The organism is Shewanella mangrovisoli (assembly GCF_019457635.1).
GTDB classification, from domain to species: Bacteria; Pseudomonadota; Gammaproteobacteria; order Enterobacterales; family Shewanellaceae; genus Shewanella; species Shewanella mangrovisoli.
Genome location: NZ_CP080412.1, coordinates 3,562,713 through 3,580,018, shown reverse-complemented (window position 1 = coordinate 3,580,018; position 17,306 = coordinate 3,562,713). Strand labels below are relative to the sequence as shown.

Genomic DNA, 17,306 nt, shown 5'->3' with positions numbered 1-17,306 from the left:
TTAATGAAAAAGAATAGACTGCAAGGGTTCACGTTAATTGAAGTCATGATCGCTGTTGTTATTGTGGGGATTTTGGCTTCGATAGCCTATCCCTCATACATTGATTACGTGGTTAAGAGTGGACGGTCTGAAGGTGTTGCGGCGGTGATGAAGGTTGCGAATCTTCAAGAGCAGTATTATTTGGATAACCGAGCCTATGCGACTGATATGACCAAGCTGGGGTTAGCCGCTAGTCCTTTTGTTACAGAGCATGGGCGTTATAGCTTAGCGTCAAGTGGTACCAGTTCATTCACTATCACTGCGACTGCACAAGGTTCGCAGGCTAGTCGAGACTCAACGTGTGCGACTATTACGATGACATCTGCTGGTGTAAAGGGGCCTTCTGCGGAGTGTTGGAAATGATAAGATATTGTATTGCTTTAGCATTAGCTTTGCCTACATTTGTGTTTGCTGCGGAACCTACAGTTGTTATGCAGGATTACAAATGCCACGTCACAACGACAAATGGTGATAAAGTACTGTTTTATCGATGGAGGATTAAAGATGTCAATTTGAATATGGTTAGTCTTCCTAGTAAGCAAAAAGTAGGTGGAGATAAAAAGAAGTTCTTTATTAAAGAGGTAGTCGAGTGTGTTGAGCTTAGCCAAGAGTTCACTAATGAAAACAGTAAGAAAATTGATGAGCTAACCTTGAGATAAGCTTATGTGTGCGGACATATCTTCTGGCTTACGAACAGCTTTTACCATCTGCTCCGTAGGAGATTAGTCCGCTAGAGCTTATGTTTACACTCTTGGAGTTTGTTGCGGAGCCGCCTGGGCAATAGATGATTTCTACAGCACTGTTTGCAGATAACATGCCTTCAGAGCTAAAGGTAAAGCTCGCCGAATTGCTTTTTACACTGTCATTTGCATTGAATGCGTCAATAACACGAATATCTTTATTATCAGGGCTGATAACTTTAATCCCATTTCCCCAATTCGTACCACATGCACTTCCGTTTGATGCACAAACTTTAATTGTTGCGCCATAACTGACGGCTTGATTTCTGGCAAAAACCATAATGTCATGAATTTTGGCGATATTATTATTAACGCGCACGCCTTCATAGACTGATATTAAAGATGGTACTCCGATGGTTAATAATATTGCGGCCACTGCAATCGTAACCATCAGTTCAATTAGTGTGAAACCAAGCAATTTATTTAGCATGCACTCAACCCTCACTTATACAAACTAAAGTATAAGCGAGAATAGGCGGGATTTCAGTATCTAAGTAGCATCCTTTGTGCTGTTTAGTTTCTAAAAGGTAGTCGCAATCCTTTTATGCTGTCAGTTGATAATGCCTTCAATCAATAGGCACTATTTATCCGCAGCGGATATTGGCATCAGTCGATAGTCTTGCCCTGCCAGCTTGATTTACCACAATCCCTCGCGAGTAAGGGCTCGTGGGACTTGATGGGCAATACTTCAATGTTCCATTAGTACCAGAGGCAAGACCATCTGGTTGAAAACGAATTAAGGTTCGATTGTAGATAACAGTATCTCTGGCATTAAAAGCGTTAGTGGTAAAAATAGTCGTTTCATTGCTATCGAGTTGACTGTTGCTGTTAACATCGATAAATACCGTCAAACCAAGCTGCCAGTTAGATATGCACTGATTGTTGCTTAAGGCGCAGACTGTCACTTTTCGATTGAAGGAAATGGCATGATTTCGGGCGAGCATCAGTGTTTGCTGGATGACTTTGATATTACTATCAGCTCTGAATCTCGTGTTGAAATCGCTTAACGAGGGAGCACCAATCGATAACAGAATGGTAGAAATGGATACCGTAGTGATGAGTTCAATCAAGCTAAAACCATGTGGTAGAGTTTTCATAACAGATCCTTTGTTATAAATGTCGCTCGCATCCTACGAGCCTTTGAAGCAAAACTGCAGCTGTTTAAGTATAGAAGGGTACCAATGAGCCTTTTAGATTTTTACGGACTAAGAATTGTTTTATAGAAACTGTGTTTTATGAGGAAAGCGCTGCCTATACTTCAATAATCGCCTAACCCCGTGTAAGCTAATGGCATTCTATTTGATTATCTGTCAGCAAGTGCCGAGGAATGTTTGATGAAAAAAGTTGAAGCGATTATTAAGCCTTTTAAATTGGATGATGTACGCGAGTCACTTGCTGAGATAGGTATCACCGGGATGACAGTGCTTGAGGTAAAAGGTTTTGGCCGTCAAAAAGGGCATACTGAGCTTTACCGCGGCGCTGAGTATATGGTCGACTTTTTGCCTAAAGTTAAAATTGAACTCGTCATTCAAGATGATTTAGTCGATCAAGCGATTGATGTTATTGTAGAAACAGCACGCACAGGTAAGATCGGCGATGGCAAAATTTTTGTGACTGATGTGGAACGTGTTATCCGCATTCGAACTGGTGAAGAAAACGAAGAAGCGGTGTGATTTATCCGTTTCAAGAGGGGGCCATTAGGCCCCTTTTTGTTGCTTAAAATTTATGAATGATGGGACTAAGTCTTTCTGTTCCTGAAATATCTTTAATGCAAAATAGCCTGTTTAGTTAGACTAAAGTAGTTATCTCTTATCTGTTCCATGGTATAACTTAGCCACTTAAATAGGCTTGTTGAGGTTGTTATTTTGGCTACGAAACGAATCGTGATAGTAGGTGGTGGGGCGGCAGGTTTAGCGCTAGCCTCTAAATTAGGCCGCAAGATGGGCGGTAGTGATGTCGTCGATGTTTGCTTAATTGATAAAAGCCCAATCCATATTTGGAAGCCAAAATTACACGAAGTCGCAGTCGGGGTTATTGACCAGTCAATAGAGGGATTATTGTATCGAGATCATGGCCTTAAGAATGGTTATCGCTACATTCGTGGTGAAATTGAGCAATGTGAGCCCGATGCCAAAACAATCCAACTTGCTGCGGTTTATAGTGACTCGGGTGAATTGCTGCTTGAGCCCCGTCAAATTGAATACGATTACTTAGTGCTGGCCTTAGGTGGGGTCTCTAATAGCTTTAATACCCTAGGTGCTGAGAAACATTGTATTTTCCTTGATAGTTTAGATAACGCTAACTTATTCCATCAAAAATTATTAGATGCATTACTGCAACTCAATGAAACACAAGAGAAAGTCAGCATAGGTATTGTTGGTGCTGGCGCCACAGGTGTCGAATTAGCCGCAGAGCTTCACCATGTCATTGAATCGGTGAAAGAGTATGGCTACCTCAATATCTCTAAGCATCATCTTGATGTGCATCTTATTGAAGCATCACCAAAAATTCTCCCACAATTACCCGAACGTGTGAGTGCAAGAGCTCAAGCGGTATTGGATAAAATTGGCATCCGTTTGCATATCGGGGTGCAGGTTAAAGAAGTCACCCGCGATGGCTTTATTACACAGGATGGTGATGTAATCGAAGCTGGACTTAAAGTGTGGGCGGCTGGTGTAAAAGGTCCAAAAGCGTTTCAGAACTTCTCTAAGTTACCCATTACGCCGCGCAATCAAGTGGAAGTTGATGCTTGTATGCGAGTAAAAGGTCATCAAGATATTTATGCGCTTGGGGATTGCGCTTTATTAATTCTAGAGTCCGGTCAACCTGTGCCACCTCGCGCTCAAGCGGCTGCACAAATGGCGGATACCCTGTATGAGAATATTGTGAGCCGTTTGCAAGGGAAGGCGGAAAAACCTTTTGTGTATAAAGACTATGGTTCTCTGGTGTCTTTAAGCCGTTTTTCTGCGGTTGGTAATCTAATGGGGAATTTGCGTTCAGGGACTTTCTTCGTGGAAGGACATATCGCAAGGATCATGTATATCTCGTTATACCAAAGACACTTAGCGAGCCTATATGGCTGGTTCTCCGCGATTATTTATCGCATTGCGCAAAAACTACTGAAATGGCAAAGGCCAAAGCTGAAATTGCATTAACTCATTAATTGAAAAACAAAACAGAGAGCCAAGGCTCTCTGTTTTGTTTTGGTCTTACTGGGCTGGAGATTAATGTTTGGGAGAGGCTGAAGAGTCTCGGATCACAGGCTCTGGCGTAAATGTTTTTGCAAACTTGGCATCTTGTTCGCGGCGTTTCGCGATTAACAATTCTGTTGCCACTTGGGCAATTTCAGCGTTAGGTTGATGCACTGTTGTCAGTTTCGGCCAGGTTTGGCGTGAGAATGGGCTGTCTTCGAAGCCGACAATGGATAGATCGCCAGGAATATCTAGCCCTGCTAAACGAGCTGCAAAAAGTGCCCCAGCAGCAATTTCGTCGTTACAGGCAACAATTGCTGTTGGACGGTTCTTTTGTTTGATCAGAGTGTTAGCCCCTTCAACGCCCGACTCAAATGAGTATTTTCCTTCAATTATGTAATCTTCATTCAGAAGCAGGCGATTTTTTGTTAATGCTTGTTTATAACCAAGTAACCGCTCTTTGGTGGACTCATGGTGTAGATCGCCGCTTAAAAAGGCAATTTCTTTATGGCCTAAGTCGATTAGATGTTGAGTAATTTCAACCGCACCAAATTTGTCATTGACTAAAATCGTCAGTCCATCCTGCTCTTTATCACCTTCACCGGCAATAATTCGCACATAGTTGGCATCAATATCACTTAAGGCTTTAAGGACTTTAGGATCTTCAGAAAGAGGTGGGGTTAACACTAAACCAGCCAGTCGCGAATGTTTCACGAGTTGAGTCAGCTCATCGCAAATGGTGTCAGACTTGGCGTTACAAGGATGAATAACCAGCTCATAGCCTTTATCTTTACAGGCCGACAAAATCCCGTTTTGCATATCAATAATGTAATAAGCGTTGGGGTTATCATAAATAAAACCAATGGCATAGGATTTTGTGCCAGCAAGGTTTCTGGCTGCGAGATTGGGTTGGTAGTTTAATGCCTTGATGGCCTCGTTCACTTTATCAACCGTGGCTTGTTTTACCGAAGGTTCGTTATTGGTTACGCGGGAAACTGTCTTGATTGACACTCCAGCATATTTAGCGACGTCGTTGATAGTGACTTTCATTGATCTACAAACTCTTTATTCAAATGTGCGAAGGGCTAGCTAATTGATGAACCTAAATCCTTTAGGCGCAATTTACAAGCCGACAGCGTTGTCAGCTTACTTTTTATTATGCTTCTTATAGTGCGAGCATTTACCGCGTATAGCAATGCTGAATTGTTACAAACTGAGGCATTTTTCAACTGTTAACACTCGGTTATAAGTTGTAATTTTACATCAAAATATCTAAGTGATTATTTTTGCTTGATTATATTGATTTTTCTCTTCTCAATACTTCGCTTTATGACATTTTTTTTCGTCCAGAGTTATTTTGTTGTGGCAAGGCTGTTAATTATTGTGTAATGTTTGCACTAGACATGACAGCGTTGTCATTCCATCGGAATGGTTATGAATACTAAAACGATAATAAAGTTATGGAAGGGAAACGAGATGCGACCATCATCCTTTAAGAAAAGTGTACTAGCTACAAACATTGCTATCCTACTCGGCAGCGCTGTTTCAATCGGAGCTGTTGCTGCAGAGGCTGAAGCAGCCGCTGCGGCAGTGCCAGAAAACATTGAGAAAATTGAAGTTCGCGGTATGAGAGCTTCGATGAAAGCTTCTGTTAACGACAAACGTTTTTCTGACTCAGTCGTTGATGCTGTGACTGCTGAAGATATCGGTAAATTCCCTGATGGTGACGTAGGGGAGTCTTTAGGTCGTATTCCTGGCGTTGCAGTAAACCGTCAGTTTGGTCAAGGACAGCAAGTTTCTATCCGTGGCGCTTCAAGCCAATTAACGAGCACATTACTGAACGGCCATTCAGTTGCTTCTACTGGTTGGTTTGACCAGCAAGCGATCGACCGTAGCTTTAACTACAGTTTACTGCCTCCAGAAATGGTTGGTGGTATTCAAGTTTACAAATCATCTCAAGCAGATATCGCTGAAGGTGGTATCGGCGGTACAGTAATTGTTAAAACTCGTAAACCTTTAGATTTAGAAGCAAACTCAGTATTCCTGAGTGCGAAAGGGGATTACGGAACCGTTTCAGAAGAAATTGATCCACAAACTTCAGGTTTGTACAGCTGGAAAACGGAAGATGAGAAGTTTGGTTTCCTAGTGGCTGGTTCTTTGGATCAAACACAATATCAACGTAACGGTATTGAAACTCTGTTAGGTTGGGGGGAAATTGTTCCTACGACTTTCCAGCAAGACCGTGAGCGCACTGCTTTAAATGCCGCGTTCCAATACAGACCAACTGATAATCTCGAATTCGGTCTGAATTTAATGAGCTTACAGCTCGATGCTAACAACGCTAACACATCAATTTTCTTATTCCCAACCCAGCAAGGTGAGAATACTTGTCTTAAGAAAAATGCTGCAGGCGTATGTACTTTAGTTGAACACACTGGTAACGGCGGATTTGCTTGGGCACAAACATGGGCTCGTAAAGCAAGTATGTCATCAGATACTGTGGATTTAGATTTCGCGTATCAGGCAGATAACTTCAAATTAGAAGGCCGTATCGGTAAAACTAAAGCTGAAGGTGGTACCGATCTTACTTCTAACTACGGTCAATCAATTGGTAAACCAGAAGATTTCGCAGGGACTTACGATGCAACTGGTGATGTTATTGACATCAACATTGCAAACAACTCATTTGATGCTGGTGACTTCAACGGTCAATTAGAAACGGCTGGTTGGGCACTGAAAAAACAACCTAACACAGACGAAGAATCATTTGCGACCTTCGATATTACAGTTCCGGTTGAATTTGGCGTTATTACCTCAATTAAATCAGGTATTAGCTATGCGGACCACGACGTAACCCAAACGACGGAAGCTGCACAATCATCTAATATCGTCGCAAAAGATGCCTCAGAATATTACTCTGGCACTATGTCATCTGGCGCAGGTTTTACCTTACCTAAGCCAATTTTTGACAATATGATCAGAGATGCTTATGGCGCAATCGATGGCTTTACTTTAGATAAGTCTGGTTACGGTACTCTGCAAGAGAAAAACTTAGCCCTGTACACTATGGCTACTTTTGCTGGTGAAGGCGTACGCGGTAACTTTGGTTTAAGATATATCTCTACCGATGTTGAGTCTGACTACTACGCGTTTAGCCAAACTGGTACTTATGCTGATGATTTAAGTACTGATAAAGCAAGCTATCACGATGTCTTACCAAGCATGAACATTGCGTTTGACTTGGCAAGTGATTTAATTTTAAGAGCATCAGCTGCGCAAGTTATTTCTCGTCCTAACTATGCTGATCTCTTCGCCACGTCTAAGTTACCAGGTTTCAACGATGGTACGCCTGGCAACGAGAAGAAAGTGACTGGTAGCGTGAATCTGCAGCCGTTCAAAGCCTCTCAGGCGGATCTGAGCTTAGAATGGTACTTCAGCGGTGAAGGTTTATTTGCTGTTACTTACTTCATTAAAGATGTTAACTCTTTCATTTCGACTAGAGAAAAGCTGAACCAACAGATTGGTATTGATGATCCTAACTTAGTCGCTCAAGGTGGCAGCTCTTGTGGTGCTGGTATCTACGACTGCTGGACCGTCAGTGAAAACTACAATGCTAATGGTGGCTCTATCGATGGTATTGAGTTGCAGTTGCAAGACTCGTTTGACAATGGTTTTGGTTACTCAGCTAACTACACCTTTGCAGATGCTTCATCTCCAGCTGAAAACTATGCGGACCGTGTAGGAGTGTTCTCTGACTCATCTAAGCATACCGTTAACTTAGTGGGTTACTATGAAATCGATGATTTCTCTGCTCGTGTAGCTTATAACTGGCGTTCTGAGTACATGATGCGTGAATTACCAGGCTTCTATGGTAACCGCGAGCACCAAGCTTACGGCACGCTAGATTTAAGTGCTAACTACGATGTGACTGATTACTTATCTGTGACATTTGAAGTGGTTAACTTACTTGAAGAAGATAGCATTCAGAAAGGTGTATCACCTGTTGATGCTGAAGGCGTTATCAGTGAGTTTAAAGATAACTACCCAGTGTGGAGCTTCGATGGTGAAGCTCGCTACAAACTTGGTGTAGCACTGCGCTTCTAATTCAATTCAGTGACCAAAAAGCCTAGCAATCGCTAGGCTTTTTATTATCAAAAACACCAACAATAAACTCAGCTTACGCAATTTTAGAGGCGCGTTATGACAATCAGAAAAATAGCCATCATAGGGGGCGGGACTTCAGGTTGGTTAGCGGCGAATCATTTAGGGCGAGTGTTGCAGGGGCGCTCTGAGCTGTCCATCACGCTGATTGAATCCCCTGATATTCCTATCATCGGTGTTGGTGAAGGTACTGTGCCGTCAATTCGGAAATCACTACAGAGTTTTGGGATCAGTGAATCAGAGTTTATTCGCGCATGCGATGTGACGTTTAAGCAGTCAATTAAATTTGTAAATTGGTTAGATAAAGCTCTACATGGTAAGGATAATTTCTACCACCATCTATTTGATATCATTAATTTACAAGGCGTAGATACTGTTTCTGCTTGGTTGGCCGAGAAGCAAGGCGATTTTGCTGATTATGTTTCTCCCCAGCATCTTGTTTGTGAGGCCGCAAAAGCGCCAAAGCTGATCACTACACCTGAATATGCCGGGGTGTTAGGCTATGCCTATCATCTTAATGCGGCGAAGTTTGCTAAATTACTGGCGAAAAACGCGATTGAGAAATTCAACGTTGAGCACATTTTTGCCACGGTGCAGGATGTTCGTTTAGGCGATGATGGTGCAATTTCATCTTTGCTGACTGAGCAAGGGACTCTCTCTTTCGATTTCTATATTGATTGCAGTGGCTTTGAATCTATTTTGTTAGCTAAGGCATTAAAAGTGCCATTTATCAGTAAAGCGCATCAACTGTTTATTGATACTGCATTAGTCGCGCAAATCCCAACGCAAACTACGGATATCATCCCTCCTTATACTCAAGCGACGGCCCATCAAGCGGGTTGGATTTGGGATATTGCATTGACCCAGCGCCGAGGCACGGGATTTGTCTATTCGTCCGCTCATATGACGCCGTCAGAGGCAGAGCGAAAGTTTGACCATTATCTCGGTGGCAAACTTGCCGATGTTCCGCATCGTAAAATTCCAATGACAGTGGGCCATCGTCAACAGTTCTGGGTAAAAAACTGTGTGGCTTTGGGGCTAGCTCAAGGATTTTTAGAGCCGATTGAAGCGACATCCATATTATTAACGGATTTCTCCGCGCGTTTTCTGGCAGAACGTTTTCCAGTGCATACTGATGATGTTGATTACTTAGCAAAGCGGTTTAATGATACCGTGGGCTACGCATGGGAGCGGGTCGTAGAATTTGCCAAACTGCATTACTGTTTATCGAATAGAACTGACTCATCATTTTGGCTCGATAATCAGGCTTCAGAGACCATTCCCGAAGGATTAAAACAACGACTCGAACTATGGAAATCCTATAGTCCTATTGCTGAAGATTTTCCATCTAAGTTTGAAGTGTTTAACTTAGACAATTATTTATACGTTCTTTATGGCATGAAATATCAGACTAATTTGCGTGCCGGCTCGTCGGCAACACCGGCCTCTTTGAACATGTATATGAACAAAATGTCGAAGCTAAAACAACGGATGCTAGATGGTTTGCCTGAGCATAGGGAATTGCTCGATAAAATCTGTACCTATGGTTTGCAATCTATTTAATCGTTTTAAATTTAATGGGTAAAAAGGAAAAATATAATGAAAACACAATTTGTACCTTTAAATGACTCGAGTCATAAGAATTTGGCTATTGGTGATAAGGTCGATTACAGCTACTTTGAAACTATGCATATGCTACCACTGCAAGTGCAAGAGTTTATGTCGGCTGCGACAAGCTTTCCTATTGTATTTACGAAGAATAACCAAACAGGTGAGTTTGTCTCGATAGCGATTACCGCGCTAAAACCTAATACCAATAAGCTACTAAAAAATGGGCTGTGGCAATCACGATACTTACCAATTCAAGTGCAGTTATATCCATTAGGCATGACCCATGTCGATGAGGAAAAGATTATTTTAGGCATCGATATTAACAACTCATCCGTGGCTGAAAATGAAACTCACCGGTTATTTACTGAGACAGGAGAGAAAACGGACTACTTGTCCAAGAAGCTCGAACTCGCGGGGTTACAAGCTAGCTATCAAGATATGACGAAGTACTTTATCAAAGTATTGTTGGAGCACGAGTTATTACAACCAAGAACACTTACAGTTACGGCGCTCGATGGCACAAAAACGAATATCGACGGTATCTATACGATTGATGAGCCTAAGCTGCAACAGCTTGATGATGCGACTTTATTGAATTTTGCGAAACGGGGCTTCTATTCGGCCATTTATGCGCATCTTTGTTCATTAAGTTTAATTGATTTAGTAATGGATAGATAAGATAGCGAGCTTTCAATTTTAGTTTGCGAGCATGACGCTCCCAGTCAAGATAATCCAACTTGAGAAAAACAGCTTTAAGGTTTTGACTGGGAGAAATAGCGCTAGTTTCCGCGCTAACAAACCGCCGATAATTGCGCCTGGGCCTGCAAACAGTACTAGCTCGAATAGGGCGTGACTGTCACTTGCAAACACATGTATCGGGCTTGCCGACCAGATGGTAATCGCCGATACCACCACTCCGATGGCAACGGCCATCTTGGCACACACTCCCCTTAACATCAGATAGATCACTAGCAGTTCGCCCACGCCAACCGATAACCAAGCGGTGATGATCCCGCCCAAATAGCCAATTATTGCTAGCCAGCAATAGTCTAGGGCATTGAGGCTATGGCTTTGAAGGGTACGGCGCTGGCTGCTGATAATGATCGCTATCCCTAATATGATAGAGAAAAGGCTAAAGCTAGTATGTAGTGAGGAAGGGGAGTTCAATTGCCATAACTGACTGCTCCAAAGGCCAAGCACTGAGCAGGTCGCCGCTAATAAAATGCTCGGAATAAAACCTGACCAGGTTTTGTCCTGATGATGGTGTCGTCGATAGTAGCCTGACCATGAAATCGCCCCTGCTGTCATACCAAAACATTGGATCATAAATGACGTGGAGACACTCTGAACTTCACTGAAGTTTAAGCTAGAGAACACCGGAATAAAGATCACTCCACCTCCCGCTCCAGTGGCGTTTGCAAAGATGGCTCCCGTTATCCCCAAAAACAGAAACTGACCGTATTGTTTTATTAACTCAACGGGTTGATGAAATTGAACTAACCAACATAGCCATGCACTCAATAGCACAAGGACGATTGCCATCGCTCGATAATATTGGCTGAGGTTAATCTTTCTGCGTTTGAAGATAAGGCCATATGACAGCATTTTGAGTGATTACGCGGGATGAGTGAGTTGTTGCATGCATGTTATCAGTCGAAGACAGCGTTGTCACACTGGTGTGGAAATAAAAAGTTAAAACATAATCTATTGATATTTAATGGTTAAAAGTGTTTCGACTAAAAAAATACCAATAAATGTCAAAAAAATGTAGAAAACCTGTTCTTTCTTGTGTAATTTAATTAATGACAACGCTGTCATCTGCTTGTGTGATTCGTTGTTTTGTAAGGTCTGCATGAAGAGGATGAGGTCTCCTTATTCATGTACTTGGCAGAAGTATTGCTGGTCGGGCGGCGATACGTTTGTCTTTAATATTTTGATAGTCTCTCCCCAGAAACTAGCGTTGGCTGGGTACTGTAAGCAGTGCCCAGCCATTTTTTTAGGTAGAGCGACCTTGCTTAGGATAAGCAGACAAGTTAGCGGCATTAAAAAATAAAACTCGCTGGATATTCCAGTCATAAAAAAGAGGCTGCGATTCATGGTTATTCATATTGCTACACTGCTTGGCAGCGTAGTAACGATTCTCGCTAAACGTTTGTTGATGCCCATCCTTAGACTATGGGCGAGCGCTATGGTTTGTGTTTTCAGTTTCATTGCGATAGTCGCAGTGGCGTCCGCATCGTTTACGCTTGCAAATGCCGCCTATGCGGCTGGCACTTCTTCGGCAAACAATGCCGCTCCCATCAAGATAGTGACCACCATCCAACAACAATGGCAGTTTAATCTCCTCAAAGAGGCGCTGCGCCGCTCTGGTCAGCACTATCAGGTCGAGCAAATGTCGACGCAGATGAACCAGAAACGTAAGGTCGAAGAAGCGCTGGCCGGCACAGTCGATGTTTTTTGGAGTATGACTTCCAAGGAGCTTGAGGAGACCGTGCTCCCGGTTCGTATCCCCTTGTTTAAGGGATTGCTCGGTAACCGCCTGTTAATTATCCGCAAAACGGATGAGGCCAGATTTGCTAATGTAAAAACGCTGGCGGATTTTAAGCAATTAAAAGCGGGACAAAACCGCTATTGGCCCGATGCTAGCATCCTCGAAGCTAATGGTTTGCCTGTTGTGACTAGCTATCAATACACCAATCTCTATCCGATGTTAGAGGGCGGCCGATTCGATTACCTCGCCCTCGGCGCCCAGGAAATTGGCGATGAACTCGCAAGTCACCCCGATCCCGCGCTGAAAATCGATACTCACATCCTGCTGCAATATCGCTCACCGGCCTATTTTTTTGTGTCCCCAAAACGTCCCGAGTTAGCGGCGGCAATCTTAGCCGGACTCGAAAATATGATAAGCGACGGCAGCTTCGATGAGATGTTTAATCGCGAGCTTAAAATAGACAAGCTCTACCGTGATGCCCAGTTTGAGCAGCGTGTCATTATTCGTCTCGATACGCCAGATTTAAGTCCCTTAACCCCCATTGAACGCCAAGAGTTGTGGTTAGATCTATTTAGTATGCAAGGTGCAAAATAATGAAAACATTAGCCTTAAAAGTACAAATTGGGTTAGCAGCTGCGATATTTATGATAGTCAGCGTGCTATTTGGGGTGTCCTATTGGTTGGCGAGCGATACCTTGGCCAGCAACGAAATGGCCTTTGAAGACAATACCGTTGCTAATCTTCAAGTCACCATGGCGCAGCCGATTTTTACCTATGACTACGAGCAGATCCGTGCCGTGTTGTCTGTCATGTTAAAGTCCGAGCAAATCTATCAAATCACCGTTGTGGATCATCGGGGTAAATTGCTCGCCGAAGACAAACAAGCCGAGGCCGTTGCCGCAAGCGACCTACAAACAAGAGAGTTACAGTTCAGCGACCAAGGGAATCCCACTGGGCGTTTAACCATTGCCTTCTCTACTTTGCCGGTTAAGGCGCAACTATCCGACTTACTACTGGGGTACTTTTTACAGGCACTGCTGATTTTAGCGGGCAGTCTGTTAGTGATTTTCATCATTCTCAAACGCTTAGTGATTAGTCCCTTAGATAAGGTTGTCGCCGCATTAGAAGAAATCGCCAATGGTGATGGTGATTTAAGCCACAGATTACCAGTCGAGAGCGAAGATGAAATCGGCAAACTCGCTAATGCTTTCAACGGTTTTGTCGAGCAAATTCATGGCACTATTACCAGAGTGCATGAAACCTCGGGCCTGCTATTGGGCGATGCTAAGGCGCTGGGCACGCTGTCGCAAAGCAACAATCAAAGGGTGCAAGCTCAGCTTAAAGAAACTGAAGCCGCGGTCACGGCCGTGACTCAATTGAGTGCCAGTGCCAACGAAGTGGCCATCAATGCTAAACGTACCGCCGATGCGGCAACCCAAGCCGATAGAGCGGTCGACGATGGTCAGCGTCAGTTTGACTCTGGCTTAGCCATTACCCGTCAATTGGCGGGGGAATTAGCGCGTTCTGCCCAATCGGTATCGCAGTTACAACAGGAAACCCAACGCATCGATGAAGTCGTGGTGGTGATCAGCAGCATTGCCGAGCAGACTAATCTACTCGCCCTTAATGCCGCCATTGAAGCCGCCAGAGCGGGTGAGCAGGGGCGTGGTTTTGCCGTTGTTGCCGATGAAGTGCGCTCTTTAGCGAGCCGTACCCAACAGGCGACGGGAGAAATCCAAAAAATGATCCAACAGGTGCAGAGCCGAGTTGCCGAAACCGTGAATGTGATGCAATCGAGCCAGACCCTCTCCAATCAAGGGGTCAACCGTTCGGAAGAAATTAAGCTAGTGTTGTCTAAAGTGACTTATTTAGTTTCCAATATCAGTAATATGAATATCGAAGTTTCCCATGCGGCGCAGGAGCAGACCTGCGTCACCGAAGCGATTTCTCGTACATTAAATGATCTTGCCAATGTCTCAGGTTCAGCCTCCCTCGATAGTGAGCACTTAGCACAATCGAGTGAGCGACTGTTTCACCAAGGGGAAAGACTGCGGACGTTAGTAACTTCCTTCAGATTGTAGCCATTTCTGAAGCTAGAAAAGGAATATCATGAATAAAACGATTGCCGCCACCGCGATTTTATTGGCTCTGGGCTTAACGGCCTGTAGCGACGCGTCTAAAACCGAGGCTGTGCCTAGCTCAAGCTCTGTTGAGCAAGCTAAGTCTAGCCAATTAACCCAAGCGCAATTGCAGCAGTTTGGGGATACCTTGGGCGTGAGTTATCGCGTGCTCACCAACAGGCCTGACGATAGCTGTGACAAAGCCGCCGCCGAAGGTCGTTGTTTTGTCGCTGAAATCGATTTTGTCCCAGAGGTTGAGCTTAAGAGCCGGGATTGGGCAATTTATTTTAGTCAGATGCGCCCAGTTCAAGCCGTTGAAAGCAAAGAGTTTAGTATTACGCATATCAAGGGCGATCTGTATCGCATCGCGCCCACCGAGGCATTTAGCGGTTTTAGCAAGGGTGAGAAAAAGACCTTAAAATTCCGCGGTGAGCTATGGCAACTCTCTGAAACCGATGCCATGCCCAACTATTACATAGTTGCTGGCGACTTATCGCCAGTGGTGATCGCCAGCACGCAAGTGAAGCAAGATCCTGAAACACAGATGGAAGTGCGCCCCTATGTTGAGGCGTACACCGATATGGTGAAGCAGTATCGCCGTACCGATGCGGATAAATTAGCGCCTGCCACATCTGCGCAGTTATTTAGCAATAATCAACAGGTCAGTGAAGATGCCAGCTTAGCGGTCAATACCATTATTCCTACGCCGCAAAAAGTCGCTATCCACAGCCAAGATAAAGCCGTGTCATTATCCGCTGGTATTAAACTGGATTTCGGCTCGGTCACCAACGCATCTGCCGCGCAACAGGCTTTGGATCCTGAACAATTGGCGGCGGCACTTTCCCGTTTAGCACGTTTAGGTGTTAATGAGTCTGAACAAGGTTTGGTGGTAAAGCTGAACTGGCGCCAAGGCGCTGAGGGCAGCTATCTGCTGGATATTAAAGCGGATGCGATTGAGATTGCCGCTGCCGATGCTGCAGGGTTTTCCTATGCGTTATCGTCACTTGCCAGTTTGATTAATGTGCAGGATCTGCGTATAAATACCATGACGATTGAGGACAGCCCAAGGTATCCCTTCCGTGGCATGCATATCGATGTGGCCCGTAACTTCCACAGCAAGGCGTTGATTTTTGATCTGCTGGATCAAATGGCGGCATACAAGCTCAACAAGTTACATTTGCATATGGCCGACGATGAAGGTTGGCGCCTAGAGATCGATGGCCTGCCTGAACTGACTGACATCGGCAGTAAGCGTTGCCACGATCTTGAGGAAAACACCTGTTTGTTACCGCAGCTTGGCAGCGGGCCTTTTGCGGATGTTCCCGTTAACGGTTTCTATAGCAAACAAGACTATATCGACATCGTTAAATATGCCGATGCGCGCCAGATTCAAGTGATCCCTTCGATGGATATGCCAGGCCATAGCCGCGCAGCGATTAAAGCGATGGAAGCGCGTTACCGTCGATTACAGGCCGCAGACGTAGAGCTTCAAAACACGGGTAAAGTGCAGGTTGTCCCTGTGCAGGATACGGCAAATCAAGCTAACACAGCGGTAAAAGCGTTAGATGCGGGCGCTCGTCAATTGCAAGCTGAAGGGAAAACCACAGCAGCTGAGCAATATTTGTTATCCGATGCAAACGACAAAACGGTTTATTCTTCGGTGCAGTATTACAACGATAACACCCTGAATGTCTGTATGGAGTCGACCTATCAATTTGTCAATAAAGTCATTGATGAAATTGCCAAGTTACACCAAGCAGCGGGTCAGCCATTAACTCGCTACCATATCGGTGCTGATGAAACGGCAGGGGCGTGGAAACAATCACCCGCCTGTTTGGAGTTTGTGGCCAATAACGATAAAGGCGTTAAGTCGATAGATGATTTAGGTGCTTATTTTATCGAACGAATTTCGACTATGTTAGCGGCAAAAGGCATTGAAGCGGCTGGTTGGAGCGATGGTATGAGCCATGTTCGCCCAAGCAATATGCCTGCAAAAGTTCAATCCAATATTTGGGATGTGATTGCCTACAAAGGCTATGAGCATGCCAATCAGCAAGTCAACAACGGTTGGGATGTGGTGCTCTCAAACCCTGAGGTACTGTACTTTGACTTCCCCTATGAAGCCGATCCTAAGGAGCATGGCTATTACTGGGCAAGCCGCGCGACCAACGCACACAAAGTGTTTAGCTTTATGCCGGACAACTTAGTGGCAAACGCAGAGCAGTGGACCGACATTCAAAATCTGCCTTTTGAGGCCGACGATAGGGCCCGAACCGATGAAAAGGGCAAACAATCTGGCCCAAGGGAACAAGGTAAGGCCTTTGCCGGATTACAGGGCCAGCTCTGGAGTGAAACCATCCGCAGCGATAATACTGTGGAATATATGATTTTCCCACGTTTGCTGATGCTGGCGGAGCGTGCTTGGCATCAAGCCGCGTGGGAAGTGCCATATCAATATCAAGGGGCTTTGTATAATCAAACGACGGGGCATTTCACTGCCTCGATGCGTGAGGCTCAGGCGCAATCTTGGCAGCAAATGGCTAACACCTTAGGGCACAAGGAGTTTATCAAACTCGATAAAGCGGGTATCGATTACCGAGTGCCGACCGTCGGCGCCGAGATCCGTGACGGTAAACTGTTTGCCAACGTGGCCTATCCAGGACTTAAGATTGAATGGCGACAAGCGAGTGGGCAGTGGCAATCCTATCAAGCAGGGCAGGTGGTAACGGGCCCTGTTGAGATCCGCGCGATCGCGGCCGATGGGAAACGTAAAGGTCGCAGCTTAGTCGTTAATTAATAAAAAGTTATATCTGGCTGTATTTTAAATTAAAAATACAGCCTTTTTCTTTTTCACTTTCAGCCATTTCTTCCGTCTGACATTTGATTAGAAATTGCTTCAAAAAGTAAATGACAACGCTGTCATTTTTGCTGTAACATTGAGTTAACTAAAGTT

Annotated in this window: 14 protein-coding genes; 10 read left to right on the top strand and 4 right to left on the bottom strand. The window is 44.5% G+C overall.

What is annotated here, in order from left to right; genetic code table 11:
- The first annotated feature begins 3 nt into the window (after positions 1-3).
- Positions 4-402, top strand: coding sequence for a type IV pilin protein (locus tag K0H60_RS15660; RefSeq protein ID WP_011717958.1), 399 nt, complete (start codon positions 4-6; stop codon positions 400-402).
- Positions 399-698: a TapY2 family type IVa secretion system protein gene (locus K0H60_RS15655; protein WP_220056293.1), complete on the top strand. Its 300-nt coding sequence runs from the start codon at positions 399-401 to the stop codon at positions 696-698. Before K0H60_RS15660 ends, K0H60_RS15655 begins: the two co-directional genes overlap by 4 nt.
- A gap of 28 nt (positions 699-726) precedes the next feature.
- On the opposite strand, the gene K0H60_RS15650 is transcribed toward K0H60_RS15655, so the two are convergent.
- Both K0H60_RS15650 and K0H60_RS15645 read right to left on the bottom strand, forming a co-directional pair.
- Positions 727-1,209, bottom strand: a complete 483-nt coding sequence (locus K0H60_RS15650) for a GspH/FimT family pseudopilin (protein WP_220056292.1) — start codon at positions 1,207-1,209, stop codon at positions 727-729.
- Between the two features lie 154 nt (positions 1,210-1,363).
- Entirely contained in the window at positions 1,364-1,876 is a 513-nt protein-coding gene (locus K0H60_RS15645) for a GspH/FimT family pseudopilin (protein ID WP_220056291.1), read from the bottom strand.
- A 237-nt stretch (positions 1,877-2,113) separates the two neighbouring features.
- Between K0H60_RS15645 and glnB the strand changes: the two genes are divergently transcribed.
- Complete coding sequence (gene glnB / locus K0H60_RS15640; RefSeq protein WP_011073353.1) at positions 2,114-2,452, top strand: nitrogen regulatory protein P-II; 339 nt, start codon at positions 2,114-2,116, stop codon at positions 2,450-2,452.
- A 192-nt stretch (positions 2,453-2,644) separates the two neighbouring features.
- Positions 2,645-3,934 (top strand): NAD(P)/FAD-dependent oxidoreductase, encoded by a 1,290-nt coding sequence (locus K0H60_RS15635; RefSeq protein WP_220056290.1) that lies wholly within the window; start codon positions 2,645-2,647, stop codon positions 3,932-3,934.
- A gap of 69 nt (positions 3,935-4,003) precedes the next feature.
- On the opposite strand, the gene K0H60_RS15630 is transcribed toward K0H60_RS15635, so the two are convergent.
- Positions 4,004-5,020, bottom strand: a complete 1,017-nt coding sequence (locus tag K0H60_RS15630; protein WP_086903855.1) for a LacI family DNA-binding transcriptional regulator — start codon at positions 5,018-5,020, stop codon at positions 4,004-4,006.
- Between the two features lie 426 nt (positions 5,021-5,446).
- On the opposite strand from K0H60_RS15630, the gene K0H60_RS15625 reads away from it, so the two are divergent.
- The 3 genes from K0H60_RS15625 (at position 5,447) to K0H60_RS15615 (ending at position 10,420) form a co-directional block, all read left to right on the top strand.
- Positions 5,447-8,074 carry a TonB-dependent receptor gene (locus K0H60_RS15625; RefSeq protein ID WP_220058182.1) on the top strand — a complete coding sequence of 876 codons (2,628 nt, stop codon included), beginning with the start codon at positions 5,447-5,449 and terminating at the stop codon, positions 8,072-8,074.
- Between the two features lie 96 nt (positions 8,075-8,170).
- On the top strand, positions 8,171-9,694 hold the full coding sequence (locus tag K0H60_RS15620) for a tryptophan halogenase family protein (RefSeq protein WP_220056289.1): 1,524 nt from the start codon (positions 8,171-8,173) through the stop codon (positions 9,692-9,694).
- Positions 9,695-9,730: 36 nt separating this feature from the next.
- Positions 9,731-10,420: a SapC family protein gene (locus K0H60_RS15615; RefSeq protein WP_220056288.1), complete on the top strand. Its 690-nt coding sequence runs from the start codon at positions 9,731-9,733 to the stop codon at positions 10,418-10,420.
- Positions 10,421-10,438: 18 nt separating this feature from the next.
- On the opposite strand, the gene K0H60_RS15610 is transcribed toward K0H60_RS15615, so the two are convergent.
- Positions 10,439-11,347, bottom strand: coding sequence for a sulfite exporter TauE/SafE family protein (locus tag K0H60_RS15610; RefSeq protein ID WP_220056287.1), 909 nt, complete (start codon positions 11,345-11,347; stop codon positions 10,439-10,441).
- Between the two features lie 490 nt (positions 11,348-11,837).
- Here K0H60_RS15610 and K0H60_RS15605 point away from each other — a divergent pair, with 490 nt between their 5' ends.
- From K0H60_RS15605 to K0H60_RS15595, 3 genes are read left to right on the top strand one after another with little or no spacing between them, the layout of a single operon-like run.
- Entirely contained in the window at positions 11,838-12,827 is a 990-nt protein-coding gene (locus tag K0H60_RS15605; protein WP_220056286.1) for a substrate-binding periplasmic protein, read from the top strand.
- Positions 12,827-14,314: a methyl-accepting chemotaxis protein gene (locus tag K0H60_RS15600; protein ID WP_220056285.1), complete on the top strand. Its 1,488-nt coding sequence runs from the start codon at positions 12,827-12,829 to the stop codon at positions 14,312-14,314. Before K0H60_RS15605 ends, K0H60_RS15600 begins: the two co-directional genes overlap by 1 nt.
- A 28-nt stretch (positions 14,315-14,342) precedes the next feature.
- Entirely contained in the window at positions 14,343-17,150 is a 2,808-nt protein-coding gene (locus K0H60_RS15595; RefSeq protein WP_220056284.1) for a beta-N-acetylhexosaminidase, read from the top strand.
- Positions 17,151-17,306 lie beyond the last annotated feature (156 nt).

Bases quoted from the DNA above. Each gene is read 5' to 3' on its own strand.
- K0H60_RS15660 (WP_011717958.1), top strand. From the start codon at position 4: ATGAAAAAGAATAGACTGCAAGGGTTCACGTTAATTGAAGTCATGATC.
- K0H60_RS15655 (WP_220056293.1), top strand. From the start codon at position 399: ATGATAAGATATTGTATTGCTTTAGCATTAGCTTTGCCTACATTTGTG.
- K0H60_RS15650 (WP_220056292.1), bottom strand. From the start codon at position 1,209: ATGCTAAATAAATTGCTTGGTTTCACACTAATTGAACTGATGGTTACG.
- K0H60_RS15645 (WP_220056291.1), bottom strand. From the start codon at position 1,876: ATGAAAACTCTACCACATGGTTTTAGCTTGATTGAACTCATCACTACG.
- glnB (WP_011073353.1), top strand. From the start codon at position 2,114: ATGAAAAAAGTTGAAGCGATTATTAAGCCTTTTAAATTGGATGATGTA.
- K0H60_RS15630 (WP_086903855.1), bottom strand. From the start codon at position 5,020: ATGAAAGTCACTATCAACGACGTCGCTAAATATGCTGGAGTGTCAATC.
- K0H60_RS15625 (WP_220058182.1), top strand. From the start codon at position 5,447: ATGCGACCATCATCCTTTAAGAAAAGTGTACTAGCTACAAACATTGCT.
- K0H60_RS15620 (WP_220056289.1), top strand. From the start codon at position 8,171: ATGACAATCAGAAAAATAGCCATCATAGGGGGCGGGACTTCAGGTTGG.
- K0H60_RS15615 (WP_220056288.1), top strand. From the start codon at position 9,731: ATGAAAACACAATTTGTACCTTTAAATGACTCGAGTCATAAGAATTTG.
- K0H60_RS15610 (WP_220056287.1), bottom strand. From the start codon at position 11,347: ATGCTGTCATATGGCCTTATCTTCAAACGCAGAAAGATTAACCTCAGC.
- K0H60_RS15605 (WP_220056286.1), top strand. From the start codon at position 11,838: ATGGTTATTCATATTGCTACACTGCTTGGCAGCGTAGTAACGATTCTC.
- K0H60_RS15600 (WP_220056285.1), top strand. From the start codon at position 12,827: ATGAAAACATTAGCCTTAAAAGTACAAATTGGGTTAGCAGCTGCGATA.
- K0H60_RS15595 (WP_220056284.1), top strand. From the start codon at position 14,343: ATGAATAAAACGATTGCCGCCACCGCGATTTTATTGGCTCTGGGCTTA.